Origin of the sequence: Nisaea sediminum, assembly GCF_014904705.1 — a bacterium.
GTDB classification, from domain to species: Bacteria; Pseudomonadota; Alphaproteobacteria; order Thalassobaculales; family Thalassobaculaceae; genus Nisaea; species Nisaea sediminum.
On record NZ_JACZCQ010000003.1, the window covers coordinates 443,492 to 469,561 of the forward strand.

At 62.1% G+C, this 26,070-nt stretch carries 25 protein-coding genes; 9 read left to right on the forward strand and 16 right to left on the reverse strand.

The features are described from left to right. Window positions 1–269: 269 nt before the first annotated feature. The 4 genes from IG122_RS07175 to IG122_RS24545 form a co-directional block, all read right to left on the reverse strand. Complete coding sequence (locus IG122_RS07175; RefSeq protein ID WP_193181933.1) at window positions 270–1,535, reverse strand: hypothetical protein; 1,266 nt, start codon at window positions 1,533–1,535, stop codon at window positions 270–272. A 423-nt stretch (window positions 1,536–1,958) separates the two neighbouring features. Beyond that, window positions 1,959–2,330 (reverse strand): YchJ family protein, encoded by a 372-nt coding sequence (locus IG122_RS07180; RefSeq protein ID WP_226893378.1) that lies wholly within the window; start codon window positions 2,328–2,330, stop codon window positions 1,959–1,961. A gap of 246 nt (window positions 2,331–2,576) precedes the next feature. Beyond that, window positions 2,577–3,194: a PAS domain-containing protein gene (locus IG122_RS07185; RefSeq protein WP_193181935.1), complete on the reverse strand. Its 618-nt coding sequence runs from the start codon at window positions 3,192–3,194 to the stop codon at window positions 2,577–2,579. 228 nt (window positions 3,195–3,422) lie between these two features. Continuing rightward, the gene (locus IG122_RS24545; RefSeq protein WP_226893379.1) at window positions 3,423–3,689 is read right to left on the reverse strand and encodes an SEC-C metal-binding domain-containing protein; all 267 of its coding nucleotides are present in this window, start codon (window positions 3,687–3,689) and stop codon (window positions 3,423–3,425) included. Between the two features lie 342 nt (window positions 3,690–4,031). On the opposite strand from IG122_RS24545, the gene drt3a reads away from it, so the two are divergent. From drt3a to IG122_RS07200, 3 genes are all read left to right on the forward strand, one after another. Next, the gene (gene drt3a / locus IG122_RS07190; RefSeq protein WP_193181936.1) at window positions 4,032–5,264 is read left to right on the forward strand and encodes an antiviral reverse transcriptase Drt3a; all 1,233 of its coding nucleotides are present in this window, start codon (window positions 4,032–4,034) and stop codon (window positions 5,262–5,264) included. Further along, window positions 5,257–7,260: an antiviral reverse transcriptase Drt3b gene (gene drt3b / locus IG122_RS07195; protein ID WP_193181938.1), complete on the forward strand. Its 2,004-nt coding sequence runs from the start codon at window positions 5,257–5,259 to the stop codon at window positions 7,258–7,260. Before drt3a ends, drt3b begins: the two co-directional genes overlap by 8 nt. A gap of 340 nt (window positions 7,261–7,600) precedes the next feature. Then, window positions 7,601–8,824, forward strand: coding sequence for an MFS transporter (locus IG122_RS07200; protein ID WP_193181940.1), 1,224 nt, complete (start codon window positions 7,601–7,603; stop codon window positions 8,822–8,824). Between the two features lie 10 nt (window positions 8,825–8,834). Here the strand turns inward: IG122_RS07200 and IG122_RS07205 are convergent, their stop codons facing one another. The 3 genes from IG122_RS07205 to IG122_RS07215 all read right to left on the reverse strand — a co-directional run bounded on the left by IG122_RS07205 (window position 8,835) and on the right by IG122_RS07215 (window position 12,155). Beyond that, complete coding sequence (locus tag IG122_RS07205; RefSeq protein WP_193181942.1) at window positions 8,835–9,479, reverse strand: VOC family protein; 645 nt, start codon at window positions 9,477–9,479, stop codon at window positions 8,835–8,837. Between the two features lie 82 nt (window positions 9,480–9,561). Beyond that, window positions 9,562–10,533: an alpha/beta hydrolase fold domain-containing protein gene (locus tag IG122_RS07210; RefSeq protein ID WP_193181944.1), complete on the reverse strand. Its 972-nt coding sequence runs from the start codon at window positions 10,531–10,533 to the stop codon at window positions 9,562–9,564. Between the two features lie 83 nt (window positions 10,534–10,616). Then, window positions 10,617–12,155 carry an alkaline phosphatase family protein gene (locus IG122_RS07215; RefSeq protein ID WP_193181946.1) on the reverse strand — a complete coding sequence of 513 codons (1,539 nt, stop codon included), beginning with the start codon at window positions 12,153–12,155 and terminating at the stop codon, window positions 10,617–10,619. 167 nt (window positions 12,156–12,322) lie between these two features. On the opposite strand from IG122_RS07215, the gene IG122_RS07220 reads away from it, so the two are divergent. Together IG122_RS07220 and IG122_RS07225 are read left to right on the forward strand one after the other, a co-directional pair. Further along, complete coding sequence (locus tag IG122_RS07220) at window positions 12,323–13,429, forward strand: M14 family metallopeptidase (RefSeq protein WP_193181948.1); 1,107 nt, start codon at window positions 12,323–12,325, stop codon at window positions 13,427–13,429. Continuing rightward, window positions 13,426–13,926: a DinB family protein gene (locus tag IG122_RS07225; RefSeq protein WP_193181950.1), complete on the forward strand. Its 501-nt coding sequence runs from the start codon at window positions 13,426–13,428 to the stop codon at window positions 13,924–13,926. The genes IG122_RS07220 and IG122_RS07225 overlap by 4 nt, the downstream gene beginning before the upstream one ends. A 77-nt stretch (window positions 13,927–14,003) precedes the next feature. On the opposite strand, the gene IG122_RS07230 is transcribed toward IG122_RS07225, so the two are convergent. From IG122_RS07230 to IG122_RS07250, 5 genes are all read right to left on the reverse strand, one after another. Continuing rightward, on the reverse strand, window positions 14,004–14,897 hold the full coding sequence (locus tag IG122_RS07230) for an OmpA family protein (RefSeq protein ID WP_193181952.1): 894 nt from the start codon (window positions 14,895–14,897) through the stop codon (window positions 14,004–14,006). A 155-nt stretch (window positions 14,898–15,052) separates the two neighbouring features. Further along, window positions 15,053–16,306: an NAD(P)/FAD-dependent oxidoreductase gene (locus IG122_RS07235; protein WP_193181954.1), complete on the reverse strand. Its 1,254-nt coding sequence runs from the start codon at window positions 16,304–16,306 to the stop codon at window positions 15,053–15,055. Between the two features lie 8 nt (window positions 16,307–16,314). Next, the gene (locus tag IG122_RS07240; RefSeq protein ID WP_193181956.1) at window positions 16,315–17,265 is read right to left on the reverse strand and encodes a 3-hydroxyacyl-CoA dehydrogenase NAD-binding domain-containing protein; all 951 of its coding nucleotides are present in this window, start codon (window positions 17,263–17,265) and stop codon (window positions 16,315–16,317) included. A gap of 72 nt (window positions 17,266–17,337) precedes the next feature. Further along, complete coding sequence (locus tag IG122_RS07245) at window positions 17,338–18,564, reverse strand: O-antigen ligase family protein (protein WP_193181958.1); 1,227 nt, start codon at window positions 18,562–18,564, stop codon at window positions 17,338–17,340. 7 nt (window positions 18,565–18,571) lie between these two features. Beyond that, window positions 18,572–18,988, reverse strand: coding sequence for a DUF6165 family protein (locus tag IG122_RS07250; protein ID WP_193181960.1), 417 nt, complete (start codon window positions 18,986–18,988; stop codon window positions 18,572–18,574). A 105-nt stretch (window positions 18,989–19,093) separates the two neighbouring features. Here IG122_RS07250 and IG122_RS07255 point away from each other — a divergent pair, with 105 nt between their 5' ends. After that, the gene (locus tag IG122_RS07255; protein ID WP_193181962.1) at window positions 19,094–20,098 is read left to right on the forward strand and encodes a glycosyltransferase family 9 protein; all 1,005 of its coding nucleotides are present in this window, start codon (window positions 19,094–19,096) and stop codon (window positions 20,096–20,098) included. Window positions 20,099–20,407: 309 nt separating this feature from the next. Here IG122_RS07255 and IG122_RS07260 read toward each other — a convergent pair whose 3' ends face one another. Next, entirely contained in the window at window positions 20,408–21,127 is a 720-nt protein-coding gene (locus IG122_RS07260; RefSeq protein ID WP_193181964.1) for a methyltransferase family protein, read from the reverse strand. A gap of 304 nt (window positions 21,128–21,431) precedes the next feature. Between IG122_RS07260 and IG122_RS07265 the strand changes: the two genes are divergently transcribed. Next, window positions 21,432–21,809 (forward strand): hypothetical protein, encoded by a 378-nt coding sequence (locus IG122_RS07265; RefSeq protein WP_193181966.1) that lies wholly within the window; start codon window positions 21,432–21,434, stop codon window positions 21,807–21,809. A 34-nt stretch (window positions 21,810–21,843) separates the two neighbouring features. Here the strand turns inward: IG122_RS07265 and IG122_RS07270 are convergent, their stop codons facing one another. Further along, on the reverse strand, window positions 21,844–22,362 hold the full coding sequence (locus tag IG122_RS07270) for a PAS domain-containing protein (RefSeq protein ID WP_193181968.1): 519 nt from the start codon (window positions 22,360–22,362) through the stop codon (window positions 21,844–21,846). Window positions 22,363–22,540: 178 nt separating this feature from the next. Between IG122_RS07270 and IG122_RS07275 the strand changes: the two genes are divergently transcribed. Further along, entirely contained in the window at window positions 22,541–23,005 is a 465-nt protein-coding gene (locus IG122_RS07275; RefSeq protein ID WP_193181970.1) for a VOC family protein, read from the forward strand. 142 nt (window positions 23,006–23,147) lie between these two features. Here the strand turns inward: IG122_RS07275 and IG122_RS07280 are convergent, their stop codons facing one another. Further along, on the reverse strand, window positions 23,148–23,954 hold the full coding sequence (locus tag IG122_RS07280; protein WP_193181972.1) for an enoyl-CoA hydratase/isomerase family protein: 807 nt from the start codon (window positions 23,952–23,954) through the stop codon (window positions 23,148–23,150). Between the two features lie 236 nt (window positions 23,955–24,190). Beyond that, window positions 24,191–24,883 carry a S1C family serine protease gene (locus IG122_RS07285; RefSeq protein ID WP_193181974.1) on the reverse strand — a complete coding sequence of 231 codons (693 nt, stop codon included), beginning with the start codon at window positions 24,881–24,883 and terminating at the stop codon, window positions 24,191–24,193. 59 nt (window positions 24,884–24,942) lie between these two features. On the opposite strand from IG122_RS07285, the gene IG122_RS07290 reads away from it, so the two are divergent. Continuing rightward, a complete protein-coding gene (locus IG122_RS07290; RefSeq protein ID WP_193181976.1) occupies window positions 24,943–26,070 on the forward strand; it encodes a trypsin-like peptidase domain-containing protein in 1,128 nt (375 codons plus the stop codon).

Here is a 26,070-nt window from a genome sequence, read left to right on the forward strand (position 1 = left end):
TCCCGCGTCCGGCTGATTCTGAGAGAGGTCGGGTGATCCTCGTTTCGGCCGGAACGCTGGTCTGGCTGTGCGTTGGAGCGATAGCGATGGGAAGACTGTTGCTCGAGACCGCCATCAGGTATGCCGCTCTGCATGTTCTCATGCAGAACTAAGTAGACCTTCTTGTCTCTGAATAATCGGAGTTGGTTCCCGCGACAGAATTCAAACCTGTGACCAGCCAACTAAGACCATCGTTGCGGTACCGACGATGGATTCATCGCCTGAACGTCTCAATTGCTCCGGCACACCGTGCATGTCGGATCTGTTGGACTGCACATTCCAGGCAAGCACTGTGGGCCATTATATCCGGTCGGGGGATTGGTGACACATTGGACGTCCGTCGTACTGACAGTGATGCTGCACACGCCGTCGGCGCTACAGGTCGGAACAGTCGTCGTCGTTTCGAACTGCCACATTTGCATGCTGACGTTCTGTCCCGATTCAGTCGGGCCACAGGTTTCCGTTTGCGACCTCGTCACCGATTGGTTAAGCGCACTGGTGTAGCCTTCGGACTGGGTATAGGTAACGGCATCCTGGAGCGTACCTGTCACCCCTCCGATGCCTTTTTTTGTGATGCTGACAGTCACCGTATTCGCTATCGAAGACTGCTCCATGTGTGTGTTGGTCGATGACCACCCGACTTGGAGTTCCTCCGAGACCGTGCACGGAGCCAGAGACGATCCTTCACAACTCGACACGAGCGTCCAGTCCCCGCTGGTCCTCGCTGTAGATGTGCTTAGCGCGTACTCGCCGCAAGTCTTGGCCTTCCCAGGGGCCGGATCGAAGTTAAAGCCATTTCCGGCGTCGGAACAGGCGAATGCCGGCGCATTGATGATTCTGTATATCCACTGGGTATCGGCCCCGAACCGCACGATATAGAGCCCTTCGGCCTGTTGGGTGCAGGATTGCCCTTCCGTCGCGCAGGGCGGATCGTAACTGGCACCGGAATAACCAACCATGGTCAGTTTACATTGCTTCCTTTCGCCGGGAGCAGGGTCGAAGTTACCTCCAATGCCATCATTGATCGAACATCGAATGGATTGTGGATTGCCATGGGCCAAAGCAAAAAACCATTTTTGCCCGATACCAAACGCCACCCATCGGGTCGCACCGCTGAACGACTGATTGCTGGCCTCGCCCTCCCAGATCGTGGCGCCGGTCGTAAGTTGTTGGTAATTCATATCCGGAAACAACGAATCGGTCGTATAGCTACAGGATTTGGCCTGTCCGGGATAGGGGTCCCCGAATAATCCGCGCTCGCAATTAATTGATCCCACCGCTCCCGTCATGACAAGAAAGACATAGTGATTTGCCTGCCCAAATCTAACGGTAACGATATCGGTCGGACTATCAACGGTATCGAAGGTGCAGGACTGACCTTCGTTCGCACAAGGGACCCAACGGACTTGCTGAGCCTCGACCTTCCGGTGCGGCAAAGCCGTGACGATTACGGCCAGACAAATCAATAACGCTAGCCACCCGAACCTGACCCGCATGAAAGGAACTCCAAAATGTTCCATGTCGACGAACCGACCATACACAACTCATAATCGATAATTAAATACATTCTTTTTTGTATAAATTGAAAAATATGCTGTGTTGCCGCGCCATGCGGAGCCGCCAGTTCTCGGCTCGCAACTCGCCTCTGGAATCCGGGCCACTGCTCTACACCGCCAGCCGGCGATGACCGTCCGGCGCACGTTTGCGGCTCCCCTCACGGCCCCCCTCCCCGGAATCCGCAACTCTCATCACCGCGGCCGTCACCGGACGCAGACGGCCCCTCCGCGACCGCATAATTCGACCCTCGGTCGCCGATGATGTTGTCGAGAAGACGCATGATGCATGCTTGGGACCATCCAATGCTGGCCAGCAAGGTGCCCGCGGCGTATCGGCCAGTAAGGCCGACAGAGCCTCTGAAATCACTCCACCGCGCCGTCGATATAGACCCAGCCCGCGCCGTCGCGGCGGAACCGGCTGGTCTCGGTCATCCGGCCCGTCTGCGCTCCCATCCGCCAGGTCGCGGTGAAGCGGACAATGGCGGTGTCGGGCCCGGTCGCCTCGTGCCGCTCGATTTTCAGCCCGGTCCAGACCTGCGCGGGGTCGAGCGTCAGGGTCAGCGGCCGCGTCTCCACCGCCCAGCTCTTCTGCAGGTAGGCCGTTTTGCCCCGCGCGTAGGCCGCATAGCGCGAACGCATCAGCTCCTCGGCATCCCGCGCCGGCGTGCCGGAATGCAACCGGCCGCAGCAGCCGAGATAGGTTTTGCCGCTGCCGCAGTTACAGGGTTCGAACAAGGATCTCTCCGAAGGGCTCGTGGACGCGAGGTTGCTGACCGCTCCTTGTAGCGATCTATAGGTCAGCAGGCCACCAAATGCCGAGACCGGGATACTGGACCCAAACCGCCGATCTGGTCGGTTTTGAGCTGCATTACAAATGACCGCTCCCGGCCCGAAGCGAACATCTCGACGGCCAATTCGCCCGACGCCGAGTGGAGCGGCGTCCGCCGCAGTGATTGCCCGGCCGCGAGATGACCGCGCCTCTCAGAGCTCGGATTGGCGCGGAGCGCGCTCCATTCCGATCAGCAAGCGGACAACCTTGCCGTCACGCATGAGGGGCAGCCCGATGCGCCACCATGCAGACAGAAAGAACTGCATCGCCGGCGTATACCGCAACAAAAGCGGATCTGGTCGCAGGATCTGCGCGCGATAGGTCACGATCAGGAACGCCATGAACGGCACGGTCATCTCGCCGACCTTCAGGCCCGTCATGTCCATGCCCAGAGTGGCGGCGATATCGGAGCCGTGCAGGCGGAGTTGAAAATCCTGTCCGCCGTCCAGAACGTCGAGCAGCGAGATCGAGCCCAGCGCCGGGCGCAGCAACAGGGGATCGACCATCCCCGGGGGCGGCGGTCCGCCGGTCTCGGCGGCCGCCTGCTGCCACCAACGGGCGACATGACGAAGCGCCGCGGAATCCAGATCGTCCGGATCGGGGTTCCAGGTGATCAGCGGCGGCGGGCTGCCCAGCCTGGCCATCAAGGGGTCGCAGCACTCGACCTCGCCGTCAGCGAGTCTCCCGGCAAGCGCCCAGGACTCGTCGGCACTCAGGGGAGCGATCGACCGCTGGTAGCGCTCCTCCCGCGAATAGTCTGCCGAGGCCATCGCTGAACTCCCGCCAACCTGGGATCACCCGGAAACTCATACCATGTAGAGTATTCAGCCGGACCGATGATACACGGGTTTACTCAAACTCTGCCCATGTAATTTCCCCGGCCTGTCCTCGACGGGCGGACGCCCCGGCAAGTCGCGCCCGTTCCTGCGGGCCTGCGTCCTTCCAGCAACGCGTCTCCCGGCGAGCCAAGGAAGGCTGCGAAGTCCGCTCCCCTTGGTTCACCCCTGGTGACGTGATCCACCGTTATGTTTTGGAAAACCGGGGATCGGCGATGGCAGGGAAGCGATCCACGCCGGAGGATTTCCATGGCCACCGGCCGCGTCTCCGCCGCCCGGCTCTTCTGCAGGCAGGCCGTATTCCCGCGCGCGAAGGCGGAGTAGCGCGCGCATCGGCTCCCCGGCATCCCGCGCCGGAGCACCGGAATGCAACCGGCCGCAGCAGCCGAGATAGGTTTTGCCGCTGCCGCAGGGACATGGTTCGAACAAGGGTGTCTCCGGGGTTCATGGGGGTGATGGGGGGAGAGTGATGGTTGCAGCTGCATTTACCCCTTGCGTGTAGGCAAGTAGCTTTCGCTTCTAACCGCACGTTTGAAACCATTACTAATTTTTTGTCTCGCGCAAAAATGGACGACTCTGCAGCATGGACAAACGAAAAGCTGTTGTATCTACTTGTCCGGGAGGCAGATCGAATTGCAGAGTGAGGGCCGCAAACATTAGATCAAAAAGCAGCCACCATGAGATTCGCGATAGCCAAATTGATTTAGCTCCAGCGGAGCCAACCAAGCAATACCGGTAAGCCATAAAAAGTAATATGTGTTTGGCAGAAGCATGTACGATCCGACCTTTGGTCCAACATCACTCGAACGACATCTGAGCAAAGCGGATTTTAAGCGTTACCCTGCGCTTGCAACAACTGCCGGACGTGACGCAGCAATTCATTCAGCGGTAAGCATGGCCAAAGATGGGATGGCCGGAATGATACTAGCAAAAAATGACCTTGCCGGCCGCACGATCTTCCAAGTGAATGACCTGCCAACCGAGTTGGTGCTGCGCAAGGCCAATCAAAACCTCAGGCGCATCGCAAACGCTAAACAAAGCAATCGAATGGACATCGTGCAACGCCTTGGACTCCTTTGTGAAGAAGGAATGCCGTTTTGCATCGCCAGGTTCGACATTGCGAACTTTTATCAATCAGTAGACCAAACGGCTCTTAAAGAGCTGGTATTACGGCGTATCTCGACTTCCCCAAGCACACAATTCGTGTTGCTGACATTCATCGATCGATGCGCCGCACTCGGTATAAAAGGGCTACCGCCCGGCCTAGCTATCAGTGCATCTCTCAGCGAATTCTATATGCAGGATTTCGACCGTTTTATCCGAACGAACATTCGCGCTCATATGTACGCTAGATACGTGGATGATATTGTTGTTGTTCTACCGCCCTCACCTGACACGCGGACGCTTCGACGTGATATCACGCGGGCACTCCCTTGCGGGCTGCATTTCAACACGGAAAAATCTCACGTTTACAGCTTTGGCGATGAAAAAAAAGCTTCACCCAAAATTGAGAAAACATTCGAATACTTAGGATTCAGCTTCTCCGTTTATGAACAAAGCAAGAAATCACCGAAAATCAGACAAGTTATTATAGATATTGCGAAATCTAAAGTTAAAAAAAGAAAAACTCGTATGATAAAATCTGTCATTCAGTTTCTGGCGGATGGCAACTTTGACGACCTAAAAGATCGATTTCGCCTCATATGTTGCAATTATCAATTCTATGATTACCAAAAATCAAAACACCGGCTTGCTGGTACACGCCACACTTATAGCCTGATACACCTTCCATCTTCTGCGCTATCTGAACTGGATGCGTTTCAGCGTAAAATTATACTACAGAAAACAGGAAAAATTTCGGCGCCTTTGAACTCTGTCCTTACCAACTCACAACGCAAAGAACTTCTAAGACTCGGATTCAAAAAAGGATTTGAGAACAAGACCTACTTTCACTTTCCGCCTAGCCGGCTGAAACATCTGATGGAATGCTGGAAATATGCGTAAACGCGCCAAAACTAAAGTCCGCCTCCATCGCTCTGATCTTTGGCGAACGGTATTAACGGACACGTCGCCGTTTGAGTTGCCAATCATCTTTAGCAACGACGGTTTCTATAAAAATTTGAGCCAGTATGAAACGAAGACGCCAAAACTGCAAAACTTCATTTACGCGTTGGTGCTTTCTGACGACTTCCAGTACACAGTCCCGCACAAATACAGTATTGTTAAAGAAACTGACAGCTTACGGACGCTTAGCCTAGTTCATCCACAAGGACAATCTCAGATCGCTAAATTTTATCAAAAATACGATCAATTGATATGTGAGTACGGAAACCGTAGCCCTTTTTCAATCCGCAAACCGGCAAAAATAGGAACAACTTACTTTTACAAAACCAATATATCAGATCGAAACAAGTACAAAACAACTTCTGTCGACACAGAGGAAATAGATAAAATTGTTCGAAACCCAGCCAGTTACTTTAGTTATTCTGGATTTGATCGATTATACCGCTTCTTTTTGTCAGAGGATCACATCAGATTAGAGAAAAAATACAAATACCAATTTTCCCTCGACATCAGCAAGTGCTTTGACAGCATCTACACTCATTCTATTGCGTGGGCCGTTAAGTCCAAGGTGCTGGCGAAGGAAAACACACGCTCTATTTCTTTTGGAAATGAATTCGACCGTCTCATGCAGCGGCTCAATCACAATGAAACAAGCGGTATCTGCATCGGACCCGAGACAAGCCGTATCTTCGCAGAGATAATTCTTGCAGAGATCGATCAAAACGTCGCAAGCAAGCTTAGAAGCCGGTCCCTTTACGAACGCGAGCAGTATGAATGCCGTAGATATGTTGACAATTATTACGTATTTGCAAACTCAGAGAGCATATTAGACGCGGTGAAGCATGAGCTGTCGCTCGCTCTGCGCGAGTACAAACTTCACCTAAACGAGACAAAGAGCGAGACACTTAAGCGCCCCTTCTATACGAGCAAATCCCTTGTCATTGATCGCATCGACACAAGCATACTGAGTCTTTGGGAGCGGACGCTTGAAATTGAGTATGATGATTCCCGCAAACGCTACGAGATACCCCGCAGAATATTTCGCTATAGGGCTCTCTTTGGTCGATTCACCAGAGAGATCAAAGCTGCATGTTATGCGTCGAACATGGGGTACGACGCTGTTGCCAATTACATTATTGGCGCCATTCGACGGAAGGTAGTCGACCTTGCTGATAATTTTTCTGACGCATCCAAACTGACCAACAGTAATTTTAAATCGACCTATTATCGTAACTTGTTCATTTTACTTTTAGATATAGGATTTTATTTTTTTACCCTTCATCCGACGGTAGCTTCTTCGCTCCGATTATCTTTGGCAATTGTTCGGGTCGCACATCACATGTCTAAGTATGATGCTGAGGGGTTTGAGATCGCAAAAGAAGCAACACTTCGTTGGACGTCTCTATTGGCTAGATCGCCTTCTTTCTCAAGCCTTTACGAGAAAAGAGCAGTAAGCCCAATCGAGTTCTTGAACGTGCTCCTTAGCCTACAAGAATTCAGCGGAGATGGTTCTTTGGAGGCAGACCTGCTTGAGAAAGCCGGGTTGGAGGAGAGCGACAACAGCTACTTCCACCTTATCGTAAGGATCTTCATTTTTGGCAATAAGCCGGGCTTCAAACATCGAAGTGACACGGCCTTTGACGAGGCAAAGAAGAGAATTCTTTCCTCAAAGCAGTTCTATAAGGAATCCGAACTCGTGCATCTTCTGCTTGATATTCTTGCTTGTCCGCACATTGATCGCACGAAACGCGCTAGGCTGGTCAGAGATACGTGGCCGACGCTAAAGGTCCACCATTCAGCTGTCGGAAACATCTCCGTGTCCGAATCTCTTGATTTGGTGGATGAGATACAAACTCAGCACTGGTTTGTTCGCTGGGAGGATATCAATCTTCTCAACATGATTGAGAAGAAAGAGTTGAGCGCAGTCTACGCTTGAAGTACAAATTTAGCTGAGTTGCGGAAGCGCCTGATGCTTTTCTTTCAGGGGAGTATAGACTTCATCTTCACACTGGTAAGATCGATCAATCTTGCTAAGCGGAGTTGTTGAGCGAGCAATCGCACACACTTTTGGCGCATCCCCAACTCGCCGCGCATTTGCAACTTCCGGGCGGCGCATCACAACGCAAGCGCACACTATCGTACGGGTCACAATCGGCTTCTAGCAAACGTTCGATATCAGCCAGTTCTCCCCACCCGCATCAAATATTTCCTCCCCCGCTCCCCGGCTCCCACGATATCCTGCCCCCTCACTCGGCCCCTACACCTCAGGAACCCCCATGTCCCTTTCCGAGCGCCTGACCGGCGTCACCCTCAGGGAGAACATTCCGATCACGCTGGTCGGGCTCGGCCATGGCGCGATCCACTGGACGGCCGCGACCTTCTACCTGCTGCTGCCACCGCTCTCGATGGCGCTCGGGCTCAGCTACACGGAGACCGGCGCGCTGGTCAGCGTGTTCCATGTCAGCTCCTTCGCCGCCAATTTCTTCAGCGGGCCGCTGATCGACATTTCCGGGCGCAAGGTGTTGTTCCAGATCCTCTCCGTCGCAATCGGCGCGCTGGCGCTCGCCGGGATCGGCATGGCCGCGAGTTTCCTCGCCATCGCGGGGCTGGTCGCGGTGATCGGCGTCACCGCCAATCTCTGGCACCCGCCGGCGATCTCCTTCCTCTCCGGGCGCTATCCGAAGAACCGCGGCTACGCGCTCTCGATCCACGGGCTCGGCGCCAGCACGGGCGACACGATCGCCCCGCTCGCGGCGGGCGCGCTGATCGCGGCGCTCGGCTGGCAGCAGGCTGCGGAAGTGTCGGCGCTCCCGGTGCTCGCAGTCGCGGCGATCCTCGCGGTCGGGCTGCTGCGCTACGAGACCGTGCGGCCGAAGACCGGGGCGGCGCACGGGGTCGGGCTCGGCGAATATCTCTCCGGGCTGAAGCGCGTCGTCGCCGACCGCGCAATCCTCGGGCTCTGCCTGATGAGCGGCTTCCGCTCGATGACCCAGCAGGGCCTGCTCGCCTTCCTGCCGCTCTATCTCGCGCATGACATGGGATCGGGCCCGGTGATGATCGGCCTCGCCATGGCGGCGATGCAGGTCGGCGGGGTGATCGCGACGCCGGTCGCCGGGATCTGGTCGGACCGCGCGGGACGGCGCACCGTGGTGCTGGCCGGGCTCGGCGCCTCGACGCTGATCATCGCCAGCCTCACCTTCCTCGGCAGCGAGACCGCCTTCATCGCCGGCATCTCCATGCTCGGCTTCGTGCTCTTCGCGGTCCGGCCGGTCGTCCACAGCTGGATGATGGACCTGACCCCGCCCCATCTCGGCGGCTCGGCGACGAGCCTGATGTTCGGCACGCAGAGCGGCTTCGCGATGATCATGCCGCTCGCCGGCGGCATGCTCGCGGACGCCTACGGGCTGGTCTCGGTGTTCTACATGCTGGCGGGCTCGATCCTGATGACCAACCTGATCACGCTCCGCCTGCCGAAGGACCGGGCGTCGGCCGAGGCCTGAGGGCGGGCGGTCAGGTCAGTTCCTTCACCCCCGTCGGCGTCTCGATCTGCGCCCGATAGCGGATCTTCGGCCCGGGGACGACCGACGGCGGACGGTCGACGGCGAGTTCGCGATACAGCGTCTTTATGATCGAGGTATCCGGATGCTCCAGGGTGAACGACAGGAGCCGCGCGCCCAGATCCGGAATCTGCTTCATCGCTTCGGGCGCGCCCCTGCGGTCGATGATCGACGGCGCAGCGCCGTCGAGAGGGAGCGAGCCGTCCTCCGGGATGGAGAAGGCGAAGGACGGATTCCCGGGCGGAAGCGCAACCTCGTCGCCGAAGATCGCGCGACGGCTCGGGCTCGACACGACGGACCTAATATCCTCCGTGCTGGCGACCCAGCCGCGCAGGCGCCGCCCCTCGGTCCAGTCCTCCCTGATCTTTTCCGGATCGTCGAGACCGAACCAGCGCGGACGCTCCGGCTTGACCCCGCCCGGGTCGACCGCGACGATCTCGAGATAGACCCCGTCTCCGAGCTGGAGCCGGTGATTGTAGGTGCCCATATACTCGTGGCGGGCGCCGAACGGGACGTCGACATCGAGACAGTCGCGGACGTGCGAGACCCCTTCGACCAGGGTCGGCGCGATGACGGTGAGGTGGTCAAGCTTCAGCATTTGGGCAGGCCTCCAATGCGGCCCCTGATGGCAGGGACCGGCCAGAACCCGTCTTCCGGGTCATTTACTCAGTCTACGAGTCTTACCGCAGATCCAGATTGCGCCGGATCGCGCCGGTCGCGTCGTCGATCAGCTCGTGCGCCTGGTCGACCATGCGGGTCAGATTGATGAAGGCGTGGCAGACGCCGGGATAGAGCTTGTATTCGACCGGCACGCCGGCCGCCTCCATGCGCGCCTTCATGTGGACGGAGTCGTCTCTGAGCGGGTCGAGGCCTGCGGGATAGAGCTGGGTCGGCGGCAGGCCCGCAAGATCGGCTTTCAGAGGGCAGGCATAGGGGTTCGTCGCGTCCGCATCGTCCTTCAGGTAATGGTTCCAGTACCAGCGCATCGAGGCGGTGGAGAGGCCGAAAGAGCCGTCGCCGAAAAGCGTGTGGGACTCGTCCTCAAGGTCCCGGTCGAAGCAGCCATAGAACAGGGTGAGAGAGCGGATCGGGCTGTCGCCCCGGTCGCGTAGCGAGAGCGCCGCGCCGAGCGCGAGATTGGCCCCCGCGCTGTCGCCGCCGACCGCGAGCTTTTCCGGATCGAGGCCCCAGCCGGCACCGTGCGCGCGCACATGATCGATGGCGGCAACGCAATCCTCCAGCGGCACCGGGAACTTGTGCTCCGGCGCGAGGCGGTAATCGACCGCGGCGACGGCGCAGCCGCTCTTCAGCGCGAGATAGCGCATCGCCCGGTGATGGGTCTCGAGCGAGCCGACGACCCAGCCGCCGCCGTGAAAATAAACTAGAACCGGCGCCGGGCGCGGGACGTCGGGATAGAGCAGCCGTACCCGGATCGGCCCGTGCGGTCCCGCGATCGTCTCTTCGCGGACCTCGGCCATCTCGGGCAGTTCCTGGTTCCACCAGGCGCGTTCGGCCTCCATCCGGACGCGGGCTTCCCGCGGGGTCGGGTCGAGCGGGACGGGACCGAGATTTTCCTCGGCAGCGATTTCGACCATGCGCTCGATGGCCTTCGCCATCTGCGGGTCGATGGAATAATTGTCGGTCTCGCTCATGATTCCCCCGGAATGCCACGCTGTTTTTCGCGGCAGCTTATCAGCGCACCGGGAGCCCGGCCAAGATATCCCGCGGAACCGCTTCAGTAGCGATCCGCGAAGGATCGTTCGACCGGCCCGTTCGCCGTGATCTCGGTCCCGGTCAGCGTCCGCTCGCTATTGGCCTGGCGCCAGGAGAGCATCGCGCGCGCGGCGGCCAGTTCCTCCGCCGCGTAATCCGGGTTGCCGGAGAGATTGACCAGCTCCGCCGGATCCGCCTCGAGATCGAAGAAGAGCGGCGGCAGGGCGGCGAAATGGACGTATTTGAACCGTTCGCCGCGGTGCACCGCGAGTTGGCACTGGTCGAGCTTGAGGCCGAGCGCCGCCTCCGGTTTGCCGCTGACGACCTCGCGGAAATCGAACTCCCAGTGCGCCGCGTCTCGCCAGCCGGCAGGCTCCTCGCCCCGGAGAAACGGCAGCAGCGAGCGGCCGTCATATTGCAGCGGAATGTCGATGCCGCTCCATTCGGCGAGCGTCGGCGCGATGTCGATGGATTCCGTGAACTTCCGCACCCGGCTGCCGCGCGGCCCGCCCGGCGCCCGGACGATCAGCGGAATGTGGTAGCTGCCCTCGAAATAGCCGAGTTTCCCGAAGAGATGGTGCTCGCCCATCATCTCGCCATGGTCGCTGGTCAGCACGATCAGCGTGTTCTCATAGGCGCCCGCGGCCTTCAGCCCGGCGATCATCCTTCCGAGCTGGGCGTCGACCTCGGCGATCATGCCGTAATAGACCGCGCGCACCGCGCGGATCTCGTCGTCGCTCCAGTCCGTCACCGGCCGGTCGCCGCCGCCGGGCACGAAGGATTTGGATTTCACCTCGCCGAGGACGTAGCGCACGAAGGGATGCAGCGCGCCCTCCTCTTCCGGCGAGCCGGCACGGACCGGCAGCTCGACCGCCTCGTCCGGCACCATCGAATTGTAGGGCTCCGGCACCGAGAAGGGCGGATGCGGGCGGATGAAGGAGAGATGCGCGAACCAGGGCGCCCCGCTTTCCTGCCGGTCCACGAAATCGAGGAAGCGTTCGGTGATGTAGCCGGTTTCCGTATGCTCCGCCTGGAAGCGCGGGATCAGGTCCGATCGCTTGAAGGGGGTCGGGACCTTGCCGTAGACCCCGCCGAGCCCGTCCGAGACGTCCTCGCCCTTGCCTCCCAGCCATTGCAGCCAGTCCGCCGCCTGCTCGTCGAAGCGGGCGATCCGCTCGAAGCCCGGCAGGACCTCTTCGTAGGTCTTCAGGCGCGGATCGTCCGGCGCCAGGGCGCGCGGATCGAAACTCTGGTCTGTATAGCCGAACAGCGCCGGTCCGTAGCCGGCGCGCCGGCCCTCGAGCGCGATGTTGGTGAACCGCGCATCCAGCGGCGTGCCGTTGCGGCAGACCCGGTGGTTCATCTGGTAGAGCCCGGTATAGAGCGAGGCCCGTGCCGGCGAGCAGGGCGCGGCCTGGCAGTAATGCCGCTCGAAGAGCACGCCGTCGGCCGCGAGCGCGTCGATGTTCGGCGTTTTCACGGCGGGATGGCCGAGGGCGGAGAGACAGTCGGCGCGCCACTGGTCGGCGGTGATGACGAGGATATTTCCGGGAAGGGACATGACGGTCCGGGCTCCGCACGCAACAGGGAAGGAAAGGGCCGGCGAACGGTCCCACCTTGTTCCGATCCGCTCAACAGAAAATTCCGTTACGGAAGTGGTGGTTGCCTCCGATCTCCTGCTACTCTCCGCCGCGATTGAATCCCGCCCCGTTTCCCGGACCCGACCTGATGAGCATCCTCGAATTCCTCGATCACGCCTTTTCGAAGGACTATGCCGAAGCCCGCGCCCGTTTCCTCGCCGCCGCCGAGCGCGAGGGCGCCGACATCACCACCTATCTGAACCCGAACAAGGGCCCGAACGGCGAGGAACTCGCCTGCGACGCCGCCTGGGTCGGGCCGAAGGATGCGAAGAAGGTTCTGGTGACGATCTCGGCGACGCATGGGGTCGAGGGCTTCTGCGGCTCCGGCGCGCAGATCGACTGGTTCCTCTCCGGCGCCCGTCAGGGCCTCGGCCCGGACATGGCGGCGCTGCATATCCACGCGCTGAACCCGTACGGCTTCGCCTGGCTCCGCCGCGTCACCGAGGAAGGCTGCGACCTCAACCGCAACTATGTCGACTTCACGAAGCCGGTGCCAGAGAACCCCGGGCATGACGAACTGGTCGATGCCCTCGTCCCGGCCGCGCTCGACGAGGCCACGCTGAAGAAGGCGTCGGAAAAGATCGCCGCATTCCGCGCGGCGCATGGCGAACAGGCTTTCCAGACCGCGCGCAAGGCCGGTCAGTACCGCCACGCCCACAGCATGTTCTTCGGCGGTTTCGGTCCGACCTGGTCACGCCAGACGCTGGAAAAGATCATCGAGGATTTCAAGCTGGACGACCGCTCCCTCGTCGCGGTGATCGACTATCACACCGGCCTCGGCCCGTTCGGCTATGGCGAGCCGATCTGCGCCCACCTGCCGGGGAGCCAGGGCATGCAGCGGGTGGTGGAGATGTACGGCGATTCCGTCGGCGTGCCGGAACTCGGCACCTCCTCCTCCATCCCGCTGCACGGAACCTCGCGCGAGCTCTGGAACGCCAAGCTCGGCGATGACTACACCTATGTCGCGCTGGAATACGGTACCTATAGCGGCGACCGCGGCCTGATCGCGCTCCGCCAGGACCATTGGCTGCACAACAGGGGCGAGGTCGACTGGAGCGATCCGGAGACCCAGCGCATCAAGAACCAGATCCGCAACCACTACTCGCCGCAGATGGACGACTGGTACGAGATGGTTCTCTGGCGCTCCCGCCAGATCATCCGCCAGACCATGATGGGGCTGGAGAAATTCGGATGAGCGACCTTGCCGATCATTTCCGCACCATGGCGCGGTACAATCGGCGGGCCAACGAAGTGCTCTACGACGCCTGCGCCAGACTTTCCGAGACGGAGTTGAAGAAAATCCGTCCAGCCTTTTTCAACAGCATTCATGGCACGCTGAACCATGTGCTGCTCGGCGACCGGATCTGGATCACCCGGTTCGAGGGCAGGGTACATCCTTCGACCGACCTCGACACGATCCTGCACGAGGATTTCGCCGATTTGCGCATCGCGCGAACCGAAATGGACACGAGAATCGAGGCCTTCTTCGACGGCATAACGGAGAGCAATCTCGACGGCACCTATCGCTACATCAACAACCAGGGCCTCGATGTCACCGACCGCGCTCGCATCGCATTTCCCCACTTCTTCAACCACCAGACCCACCACCGCGGCCAGGTCCACGCCCTGCTCTCGCAGACCGATGTGCCGCCGCCGTCACTCGATCTGCACCGGCTGATCAATCCGGTTTGAGAGGCGCGGCGGCGCCTTGCCGGCAAAAGAAAAGGCCGCCCGAGGGCGGCCTTTCCGTTGGAAGTTGGGTCAACCGCTTAGCGGATGATCTCGATCTTCACGCGGCGGTTTTCGGCGTTCTTCACACCGTCCTCGGTCGGGACGAGGTTTTCCGTCTCGCCATAGACCTTGAACTCGGTGAGCCCCGTGATCTTCTTGGTCGAACGGATATCGAGAGCGCTCAGAACCGATTTGTTGCGCCGTTCGGCGAGCTTCAGGTTGTAGCTCACAGAACCGGCCCGGTCGGTGTAACCGGAGAGGATCACGGTGCGTGCCTTCATCTCGTCGATCGCCATGCCGGCTTCGGCAATGATCGCGCTCGCCGCGGCAGTGATGCCGTCGGAGTCGAAGTCGAAATTCACCGTGTAGGTCGCCGCCATACGCTCGGGCGCCTTCGGAGCCGGTGCCGGAGCCGGAGCCGCAGCGGCCGGAGCCGGTTTCATGGCGAGCCTGATCGCCTTCATCGCCGCATCATAGTCGGCGCGGCAGGCAGCGATGTCCTCGGGCTGGAAGTTTTCTTCCTGCTCCTGCATCCAGCAGTCGAACGCAGCCTGGGCCATGGCCGCAAAGACCGGAGCCTTCTGCGTCGCCGACGCATCCAGCGCCTCTACGAGTTCGCGGCGGGCCGTGGCGAGTTCACCCTTGTGCGCGGCCGGCAGGTTGCGTGCCGCAAGTTCTTCCGGGGCCGTCGGCTGGTTGTTGGCCGCGGCGATCGCGCGAAGCGCGAAAGCGTCGGAGTCCGCGTAGTCGGCCTCAAGGAATTCAAGTTCCGACAGACGCATGTATTCCTTGTAGAGCGCGTTGGTGAAGTCGGTTCCCTTTGGCTCAACCTCGCGTGCATTTTCGAGCTGCATTCCGGCACAACCGGACAGCAGGACCGCGCCGAACACAGCGGCGGCAATCTTAAGTTTCGGGTAATGAAGGCGTTTCATGCTTCTCCCCTCCTCGGTGGCATTTTGCATGGCTGTGAAGAGTCCCTATAGACTCATAGCGCAATGGCAGGCGCGGGCAATGTTTTTCCGCACATTGGAGTTTCAGCGAAATATTCGGCAGAAATCCGCAAAAAATAAGTCTGATTTGTGAGACCTCAGAATCTGTCGGCTTCGAAAGGAGCAAGGTCAATGTCACTGGGCCGTCCAGCGATACTGTCGGCCAGAAGGTCGGCTGTCCGGGCGGCAAGCGTCAGGCCGATATGGCCATGACCGAAGCCGAGAAAAACATTCTCCAATCCGGGTGCCGAACCAATCACCGGTTTACTATCCGGCGTTGAGGGACGATGCCCGAGCCATTCCCGAGTAACGTTTACAGAAAGTCCCGGAAGTGCCTTTTGGGCCAGTGGCAGCATTCTCTTTATGCGCGTAAAATCTTCCGGAGCATCCACTCCCGCGAACTCTACACCACTTGTGAGCCGAATACCATCCTGCATCGGTGCCAGCACGAAGCCGTGATCGCCGATCACCACCGGCCGGGTCAGTGTCGGCCCGTACTCCGGCTGCACGAGATTGAGGTGATAGCCGCGCTCGGTATCGAGCGGAATGCGGATGCCGAGCCGCTCGCAGACCCTCCCCGACCAGGCGCCGGCGCAGATCACCACATGCTCCGCTTCGTGAATGCCGAGATCGGTGACGACGCGGCTGACCCGGTTGCCGTCCCGCTCGAAACGCACCGCCTTCTCGGCGAGGATGCTGCCGCCCAGCCTCGTGAAGGCCTCCGCATAGGCCTCGGCAAGCTTCACCGGGCTGGTGACGAAGAGATTGTCCGGCTGGAACGCACCGTGGGTGAAACTCGGCGCGAGGCCCGGCTCGAGCTGTCGGAGCTCGTCCTGGTTCAGCAGCTGCAGATTGACGCCGAGCTTCTGCATCACCAGGCGTTCCTCCAGCGTGCTGCGGAAGGAGGCCTCGCCGGTATAGACCTTGAGCCAGCCAAGCGGCTTCACGATGCCCTCGATCCTGTGCGCCTTCATCAGCGCCTTGTGCGCCTCGCCAGCCGGCGCCACGAGGGCGCTCAGCTCCCGCGAGATCTGCTCAACCCTGGCGGGCGTGCTCGCGGCGAAGAAGCGCCAGAGCCAGGGCGCCAGCCACGGCAGGTAGGACCAGCGGATGGAGACCGGACCGCTGCGGTTGAAGAGCATTTTCGGCAGCTGCTTGAAATTGCCGGGCGAGCCCGTCGGATAGACTGCCCCGACGGCGATCGAGCCCGCATTGCCGAAGGAGGTCGCACGCCCCGGCGCTTTCGGATCAATCACGGTGACCTTGCGGCCGTCCATCTGCAGGCGCAGCGCCGTCGCGATGCCGACGATGCCGGCGCCGACAACGATGGTCGATTTCGAACCCTTGGACACGGGTGGCCCTATCCTTTCGCCTGCAGCATCTTCAGGAGCGCGATCAGCTTGCCGTCGCGCTCGGCTTCGAGATCGTCGATGGAACGGCCCGCCGCCTCTTCCTCAACCCCCGCAATCAGCGCTGCGCGGAGCGAGGCGTCGAGCTTCGGCGTCTCCTGCATGGTCTCCCACCAGGCCTCCATCGCCGGGCCGATATGGTCGTAGAAATGCGCCATGCCGCCCTTGCCGCCGGCGAGGTTGAAAATCATGTGCGGCCCCATCAGGGCGAGCCGGAGACCCGGCCCCTGCGACATCGCGGCGTCGATATCCTCGATCGAGGCGATATCCTCCTTCACAGCCAGCAGGGCCTCGCGCCAGAGCGCCGCCTGCAGGCGGTTCGCGAGATGGCCCTTCAGTTCCTTCTTCAGCCGGATCGGGTGCTTGCCGACATGGCGGTAGAACGCCATCGCCCAGTCGGCAGCAGCGGGATCTGTCTCCTTGCCGGCGACGACCTCGACCAGCGGGATCAGATGCGGCGGGTTGAAGGGATGGCCGATCACCATGCGCGGCGCGCTCTTCAACCCCTGCTGCATCTCGCTCATGACGAGACCGGAGGTGCTGGAGGCGAAAATCGCGCTCGGCCCGAGCGCTCCGTCGATCTTCTGGTAGAGCTCGCGCTTGACGTCGAGCCGCTCCGGCGCGCTTTCCTGGATGAAGTCGGCGCCCGCGACCGCCTCTTCCGGCGTCGCGACGAAGGAGAGCCGCTTGCGGTCGGCGCCGGCGCTGAGCCCGAGTTCGGTCAGTTGCGGCCAGGCATTGTCGACGAAGGCGCGGAGCTTGGCCTCGGCACCCGGTCCCGGATCCCAAGCGGTCACGTCGTAGCCGCGGGCCAGAAAATAGGCCGACCAGCTCGCGCCGATCGTGCCGCCCCCGAGAATGCCGATCCTGCCGACCCTGTCCACCGCCGTATAACCCGTCATGCCGTGCTTCCCCGCTTCGCTTCGTGTTTTCTTTCCGCCACTTAACACCAGCCTGCGCGCGCGGAAAAGCGATCAGTCGGAAGCGCTATCGTCGCGGCAGAGAACGCCGAAGCAAAGGATGGTGAAGCCGATGATGCCGAGCCAGGTTTCCTGCCAGATCCCGTAGGAGACCGAGGCGATCACGAGCCCTCCGGCAAGCGCGGAGAGTCCCGCGGCACGGGCCGGCTGCGGTTTCCCGCCGATCGCCAGGACCAGCCGCCAGAGGAGCGCCAGCGCGGCGACGATTCCGAACAGCCCGAACTCGAGCCAGATCTGCACCGCCGCATTATGCGGATGGGTGGTCGGCGTCTTGAAGAGCGCGTAGCTCTCCCGAAGCGCTTCGGGCACCTCGAGCACGCGCATCGCCCCCACCCCCTGCCCGAGCAACGGCTGCTCCAGCACCGCGCGCGAGGCCGCGTTCCAGATCTCCAGCCGCTCGGCGAAGGACGGCGGCAGCAGGGAGAGATAATCCGGCACGCGGGTCAGGATATCCGCGAAGATCCAGGGCGCCGCGAGCATCAGCAGAGTAGAGAGGGCAAGGATCGCTGCCCCGGCGAAGCGCGGCAGCAGCAGGGCCAGCGGCAGGACGAGCAGCGCGACGATGGCCGCGAGCGCCGCCGACGCGGACTCGCCCGAGAGCGCCGCCGCGAGGCCGATCAGCAGGATCACGACAGGAAAGATCCGCCGCCCGCCGAGCCAGAGCGCGGCGGCGGCCGGCCAGGTCAGCAGCACCAGCGCCGTGCTGCCCCGGTTGAAGCGCGACGGCGCGACTTCCACCGCGTCCCCCTTGCCGGAGAAGAAACGGTAGAGCGGCGCATCGAAATGGATCTCCACAGCGAGGATCAACGCGCCGAGGCAGAGCGAGAGCGCAAGCAGGTAAGCGAGCTTGCGGGTCGCCACCCCTGCGGCGATCTCAGGCGCAGCAGAGACGGTCACCAGCAGCAGGGCCAGCAGCCCGAGCTTCGGCATGGTCCGGACAAGATCGAGTGGAAAGCCGCCCGCAAGCGGTCCGACGAGGGACAGCAGCAGCACCACGCCGAAGGCGACCAGCACCGGCCGCCCGGGCAGCGGCAGGCGCCGTCGCTCCAGCCAGACCGCGCCGAGCAGCAGGATCGCGACGGCGATGAAGAGCGTCGCCATCGCCTGCTTGGCGAGAATACCGACCGGTACGAAAACCAGGAGCGAGAGCGCCAGGACCCAGAAGCGGACCCGCGCAAAGCGCCGGTCTCCGGCATGGCTCCGGATTGTGTCCGGGTTCATCGCGATCTCACGCGCCGGCCGTTCCGGGGGCGAGATAGTCCTTGTAGGACTTCTCCTCCACCAGAGCGGAACCGAGCAGGAGATTGATCTCCTTCTTGATCGCCGCGCGCCGGTCGTTGGTGCGGTAGACGGCGCGGGCGAGTTCGATGAATGTCGGCCCGAAATCGCCGCCGCGCTCGCAGTCGCGGATATCGTCCTCGATCACCCAGAGCTCCTCGTTGATCGCCTTGAGGCGCGCCGTCGCGTCGGTCAGTTCCGCGCTCGCAGGCAGCTTCTCCCGCCGCACGGCATCGAGCGCGTCGAACTCGATGCGGACATTGGCCAGTTTCGCCGCGTCCTCCATCCGTTCCAGCTTGATCTCGAGGATAGTGATCTTGTCCAGCAGCTCGCCCGGCGCGATGGGAACGAGGATGGTGTCGCTCATGGGGTCCGTCCAGCGAATGTCAGGTTGTGCGTTGGCTAGCACGTGTGGTTTCGGAAGCAAAGATCGGTCATAGTGCGCCCGCCTTCCAACCGCCGATTTGCCGCCATGACGCAACGCCCCGAAACGGTCCTGATCTATTCCTGCGGCGAGACCATCGGCGACGGCCTGTTCAAGCTGCCCTTCCTGGTCGATCTCCGGGCCCGCTTTCCGGAGGCGAAGATCACCTGGCTCGCCGGGCTCGGTCCGTCGATGTACGCGACGGTGCTGGCGCCGGTCGTGAAGGACCTGCTCGACGAGGTGATCGAACACGCCGGGATCGGCGACGATCTCGCCGCCCTCCTCCCCTGGGCCCCGCGCCCGCTGGAGGGCCGCCGCTTCGATCTCGTGATCGACACCCAGATGACGCTCCGCCGCTCCCTCAACGCCCGCCGCATCCGCCACGGCCGCTTCATCAGCCCGGCGGCGGGGTTCCTCCTCTCCGACGCCAAGCCGAAAGGCGGCGCCAAGCCGGACCGCCACTTGCTGAAGGCCCTCACCTTCCTGGCCGACCTCGCGGCGCCTCGGCCGGAGACCATGCCGGCATTCGATCCGGTAGCGCCTGAGTACAAGGTGCTCGCCACAGAGCTGCTGCCCGACGGCCCAACCTATATCGGCATCGCCCCCGGCGCCGGCGACACGGTCAAGGTCTGGCCGGAAGCGAACTTCCTCGCCGTCGCGAAGGAACAGGTGAAACAGGGCCGCATCCCGGTCTTCTTCGCGGGACCGGAAGAAGCGGCAAAGGTCCCCGCCTGGCGCGAAGCCGTGCCGGAAGCCCTCTTCCCCGAATGGGACCGCAAAGACAGCCGCCCGGACCTGAAGGGCCCGGTCCTCGTCATGGCCCTCGCCGGCCGGCTTTCGGCCGCGCTCGCCAACGACAGCGGCAGCGGCCACATGCTGGCCGCCGGCGGCGCGCCGCTGGTCTCGCTCTTCAGCAAGCACGACCCGGCGAAATACGCGCCGAGCGCCAGGCGGCTGACGATTGTGGATTCGAAAGATTACGGCGGGAAGGATCCGGAACTTATCCCGGTGGGGGATGTGATGGCTGCGGTTGAGGAATTAAATGTGGCCTAGAGCGCCTTAAGTTGCGCAGCATCAGACCGGCAACGGATTTAAAATCTTAGCCAAGAAGTCCATAAAACAGATCCCATAGAAAAGACTCTCGCGATTTCACTGACATCAAACACTCGGTCGATGGCAGGCTTGACGGCGTCTCAGGTGCACAAAGCCCGGTAATCATCGCGTAATTCTGCCGTTCTAGATCCGCGATCCTAACGCCCATCCAAACGACGATGGTTATCAGTATCAAAACCACCGCATTTTTCATGATTAAACCTCTAGCAATCAAGGGGACACAACACTGAGTCCAGCAGATACTCTCCCTCAATACACCCCCGGAACCAACCGGTACCGCACGCGGCGCGCATAGTCCCGATACCCCGGCAGTTCCTCCAGCAAGGTCCGGTCCTCGAGCGCCGTTCTGATCACCGAAACGACCAGCGCCACCGCCACGGGGATCAGTGTCCAGAGCGAGTCCAGGGCGAGAACGATCCCGAACAGGGCGTATATGTTTCCGGCATAGCCCGGATGCCGCACATACCGGTAGGGCCCGGTATCGCAGACGACGTGCCCGCGGTCCGTCCGGACGACGACCACGCTGAAGAAGAAGCGGTTCTCCGCTAGGGCCCAGACGGCGAAACCGTATCCGAAGGTAATCAGCAGGAAGCCGGCGGCGTTGAGCCAGAGCGGAAACTCCGGGGAGCCGTGAAAGCGGTGGTCCAGCCCCGCCGCGATCACCAGAGGATAGCCGATGCTCACCGCCATCAGCGGCGCCAGCACCTTGTCCCAGGATTTGGCCTTCCGGAAATTCCCGACATCCTGCCGTTCGGCCATCAGCCCCGGATGCCGCCATTCGGCCCAGATACGTCCGCCGAGACCGGCGACGATGACCAGACCGGAATAGAGCCACGCCTGCCACCAGCCTAGCTCCCCGCCGCACAGCAGCAGGATCGCCGGGATCAGGAGATAGACCGCGGCCAGTCTGATCCAGTGGAGGGGCGATGCGGGTCGTCCCGTCCCCTCGTCGTCCCTTATCTCTGACATGTCATTCCCCATCCGGCATATCGGCTGACGTCGCCTCGCGTAAGGCTACCTGCATGCGATAGCTGAACCGAAACAGTTTCTCCCACGCACTCGGCGCTCCCTGAAGCCGGGGCTCCGGTCCGCATACCCATCGAGATCCGTCACCCCTGGGGCCGAGAGATCGTGGGGCGCGTGCCGCGTTCCCCAGGGTTCCGGCCTTCGCCGGAATGACGAGCGGGATTGCGGGTACAATCGGATTTTCCAGACATCCCGCGCAGATTTTTGCGTAAGATTACTTTCCCTGCGAATAAGGGAATGGAGAGCAATGCCCATTCATATCCTGGTGGAAGAAGACGATCTGGTCGTGTTTCGGGTCGCCGGGATCATCAAGGCCGAGCAGGCTGTCGATGCGATCAGAAGCCATTACTCGCGGATCCCGTCTAAATTCTGCATCTGGGATCTGAGCGCGGCGAGCCTCTCCGAGATTGCCTATGACAGGTTCAAGATGATCATCGACGCTGTCGCCGAGTTCGCTCCGGCCCGCGGCCCGGGCGCACGGACGGCGCTGGTCGCGACGGGCGACCTGAACCCGATCCTCGCCAAGGCCCTGGCCGCGCAGGTTCAGGTCAGCAAGCTGAGCGTCGAGACGAGGGTGTTCGGAAACATAGGCGCCGCGAGAGGCTGGCTGCGGGACGGGAGCTGAGGGCCCGGAGACACCGGCCGGCGGGACAGCGCCGCTAGCGGTTCACCCACTCGCTGCAGCCGAGGAGATGCGTGACCATCGTCCCGTTCGCGTCGAACAGCGGCAGGATGACGCCGCAGCAGGCGCGCCGGCAGCCGCGGTCGTTCACATAATCGATCCGGTACCAGGTCGGTTCCCGCGTTTCCGTGGCGTGCCGGAAAATCAGCTCGACCTCTCCCGTCGCGGGATTGTGTTTCTTCAGCTCGTTCAGATGCATGCCGGTAAGGTTGATGCCGTATTCGTCGGTATGGGCGCCCCCGAAGAGCCGCCAGCGGAAGTCGTCTCCCTCTCCGATGACGTCCAGCAGAACGATATGCGGCAGCACCGGCGCACCGAGCGCGAGAGGGTCGATGGTCGTGCGCTGCGCACGATGCTGTGCACGGAGATTCGTCCAGAAATCCGCAAGGTAGAGCGATTTGCCGAACCCGTCGATCTTCTCGGCCGCGAGCCTGTCGCACAGGACATGGGGATGTCCGTCGATCAACGCCCGCAGCTGAGGGGACAAGGTTTCCAAGATTCTTTCCGAACGGGTTCGTTCATCACGCGAACTAACCCAGTCGATTACCAATATTTGCCTAATAAATCATTAGCGCTCGGCCGGCGCGCGCGAGGAGGTACCGGGCTGCAGGCCTTGCCATATCCCTTCGTCGATCATATTATTCAAGAAATCACTTGATAATAAGGAAACACCCATGATTGTCCCCATCAAGGGCCTTTACGAGGCTCACCTGACCGTCCGCGACCTCGACCGCTCGATCGCCTTTTACCGGGACGTGCTCGGCCTGCCGCTGGCCCACGTGGTGAAGGACCGCAACGTCGCCTTCTTCTGGGTGCCGGAGGCGGAGAAGGCGATGCTCGGGCTCTGGGGCGTCGGCTCGGCGCCGATGGGGATGAAGCTGCACATCGCCTTCCAGGTCGCGCTGGAGGATGTGGAGCGCTCGGTCGCGCGGCTGAAGGCGGCGGGGCTGACGCCGACGAAGAACGGCCAGGACCCGATAGACGAGCCGGTGGTGCTGAGCTGGATGCCGGCGGCGAGCGTCTATTTCGACGATCCGGACGGCCATTCTCTGGAGTTCATCTCGCTGCTCCCGGAAGCGCCGCGGAAGATCCCGAGCTTCCTGCCGCTCTCCGAATGGCGCGCGGGGGCTGGGTTATAGCTCGCTCACTTCCCTTCCAAAAAGTCGCCATTCCCGCGAACGCGGGGACCCAGGGATCATGGAGCTCAGACCGTCATCCCTGGGTCCCCACTTGCGTGGGGATGACGACCATGAATAGAGGGAAGAGAGGGTAAAGCCAAAACTACTTCCCCTTGAACTCCGCCTTGCGCTTCTCGTTGAAGGCCCGCACCCCTTCCAGCCTATCCTCGGTCGGGACCATGCGATTGTAGGCCTCGATCTCGAAGGCGTAGCCGTTATGGAGGTCGAGCTGGGTCGAGACGTCGATCGCCTTCTTCACCTGGCGGGTGGAGATCGGCGCGTTGGAGGCGATCTTCTCCGCCGTCGCGAGCGCATCCTCGACCACCTTGCCGGCCTCGCAGAGCTTGTTCGCGAGCCCCCATTCCATCGCCTGCTCGGCGTTGAACGGCGTGCCGGTCAGGATGATCTCCTTCGCCCGGCGGACGCCGACCGCGCGCGGCAAGTTCTGGGTGCCGCCCGCGCCCGGCATGATGCCGAGGGTGACCTCGGTCAGCGCGAAACGGGCGTTCGGGGCGATATAGATGAAGTCGCAGCAGAGCGCGATCTCGAGGCCGCCGGCGAAGGCCGCACCGTTGATCGCGCCGATCATCGGGATCGGGCAGTCGCGCATCGCGCGGACCGCCTGCTCGAAGAGCGCGTGCTGGGTCTGCCAGGTCTCGTCGCTCATGTTGTTGCGCTCCTTCAGATCCCCGCCGGCGCAGAAGATCTTCTCGCCGCGCCCGGTGACGACGATGCAGCGGATGCCGCGCTGGTCGCGGTAGAGCTCGGTGAAGAGATCGCGGAGGTCGAAGCCCATCTGGGTGTTCAGCGCGTTGCCGCGGTCGGGCCGGTCGAGGGTCAGCAGCAGGACATGCTCGGACGGCTGCTCCAGGGTCAGGGTTTCGAACGGGCCGGGCAGCGGGGCGGTCATCGGATTTCCTCCATCAACGACTTTGCGCGGCAGTCTCCCGGAGCCGGCGGCCGGGAGCAAGACCACAGCGTGAAACTCACTCTCTCCGGAGCGGAGCGAAACAGCTCAACGTCCCACTTCAAGGTCGTGATTCCCGCGAACGCGGGGCCCCAGGGATCTTAGAGCGCCGCCCGTCTTCCCTGGGTCCCCACTTGCGTGAGGATGACGAACTTAGGACTGGCTTTGAAAGAGAATGACTACCGCAATCCGTCCGGCACGCTCTTCAGCAGCAGCTCGGTCGAGACGGCGAAATTGACCCCGATATTCGCGTCCGAATCCTTCGTGAAGATAGCGGACAGCAATCCGACCAGCCGGCCCTCGAGATCGACCAGCGCGCCGCCGGAGGAACCCGGATTGAGCGCCGCGTCGGTCTGCAGGAAATCCTCGACCCGGTTGAAGCCGATGCCGGAGCGCCGGTTCGCCGAGACCACGCCGCATGTGATACCGATCCCGAGCCCGAAGGCGTTCGAGAGCGCGCAGACCGGCGCACCGGTGTCCGGGCGGATCTCGGACAGCGCGATCGGAGTTGTCGCGGCGTCGATCCCGAGGAAAGCAATATCGGTGCGCTGATCGAGGCCCAGGACCTTCGCCTCCAGCCGCGTGCCGTCGGGCGCGACGACATGCACCTCGGTCGCCTTCAGCACCACATGCGCGGCGGTCGCGATCAGACCGGAGCGCAGGATCGCGACACCGGTGCCTTCCGGAGCGGTCCCGGCAGGCGCCCCGAAGCCGGGGCGCTCGTAGCCGGGCCAGGTCGGCTCGACCTCGAAGACGGACGGCGCCGCCACCGCCCAGGCCTTGCGCGCGTCGGTCTGCGCATTCGCCATTGGAGCCACGGCGAAAAACAGGCAGAAAAGAAGCAACAGCGGCCCGGTCCGAGCTCGCGCCATCGATGTCTCCTCCCGGTCGCTCCGTCTCATGCGGATTGAGGATGATGCGGTTCGACAAGGTGACACAGCCCCTCCTCCGGCGCCATATCGCAGCGGCGCTGCTGCTCGCTTTCCTGTTCTCCGGTTCCGCGGAAGCCCAGGAGGAGTGCCGCCAGCCGGAGCCGGTCTGTGCCGCACGCGGATCGGTCTTCGCCATCTCGGGGCCAGGCGGCATCGGCAGCGCGACCCGACTCTCCGCCACCGAGCTGGTCACGACCCGTCACCTCATCGCCGACGTGACGGAGGTCGAGCTCTTCCTGGAGAGCGGCGAGCGCATCAAGGCAAGCGTGGTGGCTTCGGCTTATGAAGCCGACCTGATCCTGCTCTCCGCCCCCGGCCTGCCGGCGGGACCGGCGCTCGATCCGGCGGACGGTCCCGTCCGCGCTCCGCTCTTCACCGTCGGCGCCGACGTCTCCTTCGGGCGGATCCGCGCCTATGATCCGGGTGACATACTGCTGGCTCCTGCCGACGGTCATCCCTTCGCCCGCCTGCATCACACCGCCTACGGCCAGCCCGCCCATAGCGGCGGCGCCCTGGTCGGGGCGGACGGACGGTTGGCCGGGATCGTCGCGGCAGGTGGCGACGGACGTTTCGAGGCGATCCCGGCGGCGGCGATCGCCGAGCTGCGCCAGAAGAGCGGCGCGGACTTCTCGGCAGCCAGCGACGAGATCGGCGGCGCGATCCGGATCTGCATGCTCAATCTCGACCGGCACAGGGCCGACCAGACACCGCTGAGCGATCAGGAGGCAAGCGCGCTCGCCACCTCCTGCAGCCGCAGCCGCAACCGGCAGAACATGGATCTCGCGGCGCAGGTGCTCGGCATGAAGGGCCGGTTCGACGAGTCCATTGCGCTCTTCGAGGCGGCGCTGGAGGAAGACCCGAACGCGCTCAATGCGCGGATGGGCCTTGCCGTCAGCTATCACCTCGCGGCGCGCTACGAGGAGGAAATCCCGCATCTCGCCTTCCTGATGCAGCATCTGCCCGACGACCATCAGGTGCTCCGCCTGGCCCTGCAGGCCGGTATCTGGGGTGGCGACCGGGCGCTGGCCGAGCGGGCCTACGAGCGGATCGAGACGGTCAATCCGCAGATGCTGCCGGTGGCGAAACGCTTTCTGGAAAACCCGCCGCCGCGCCCGAAGCGGCGCTGA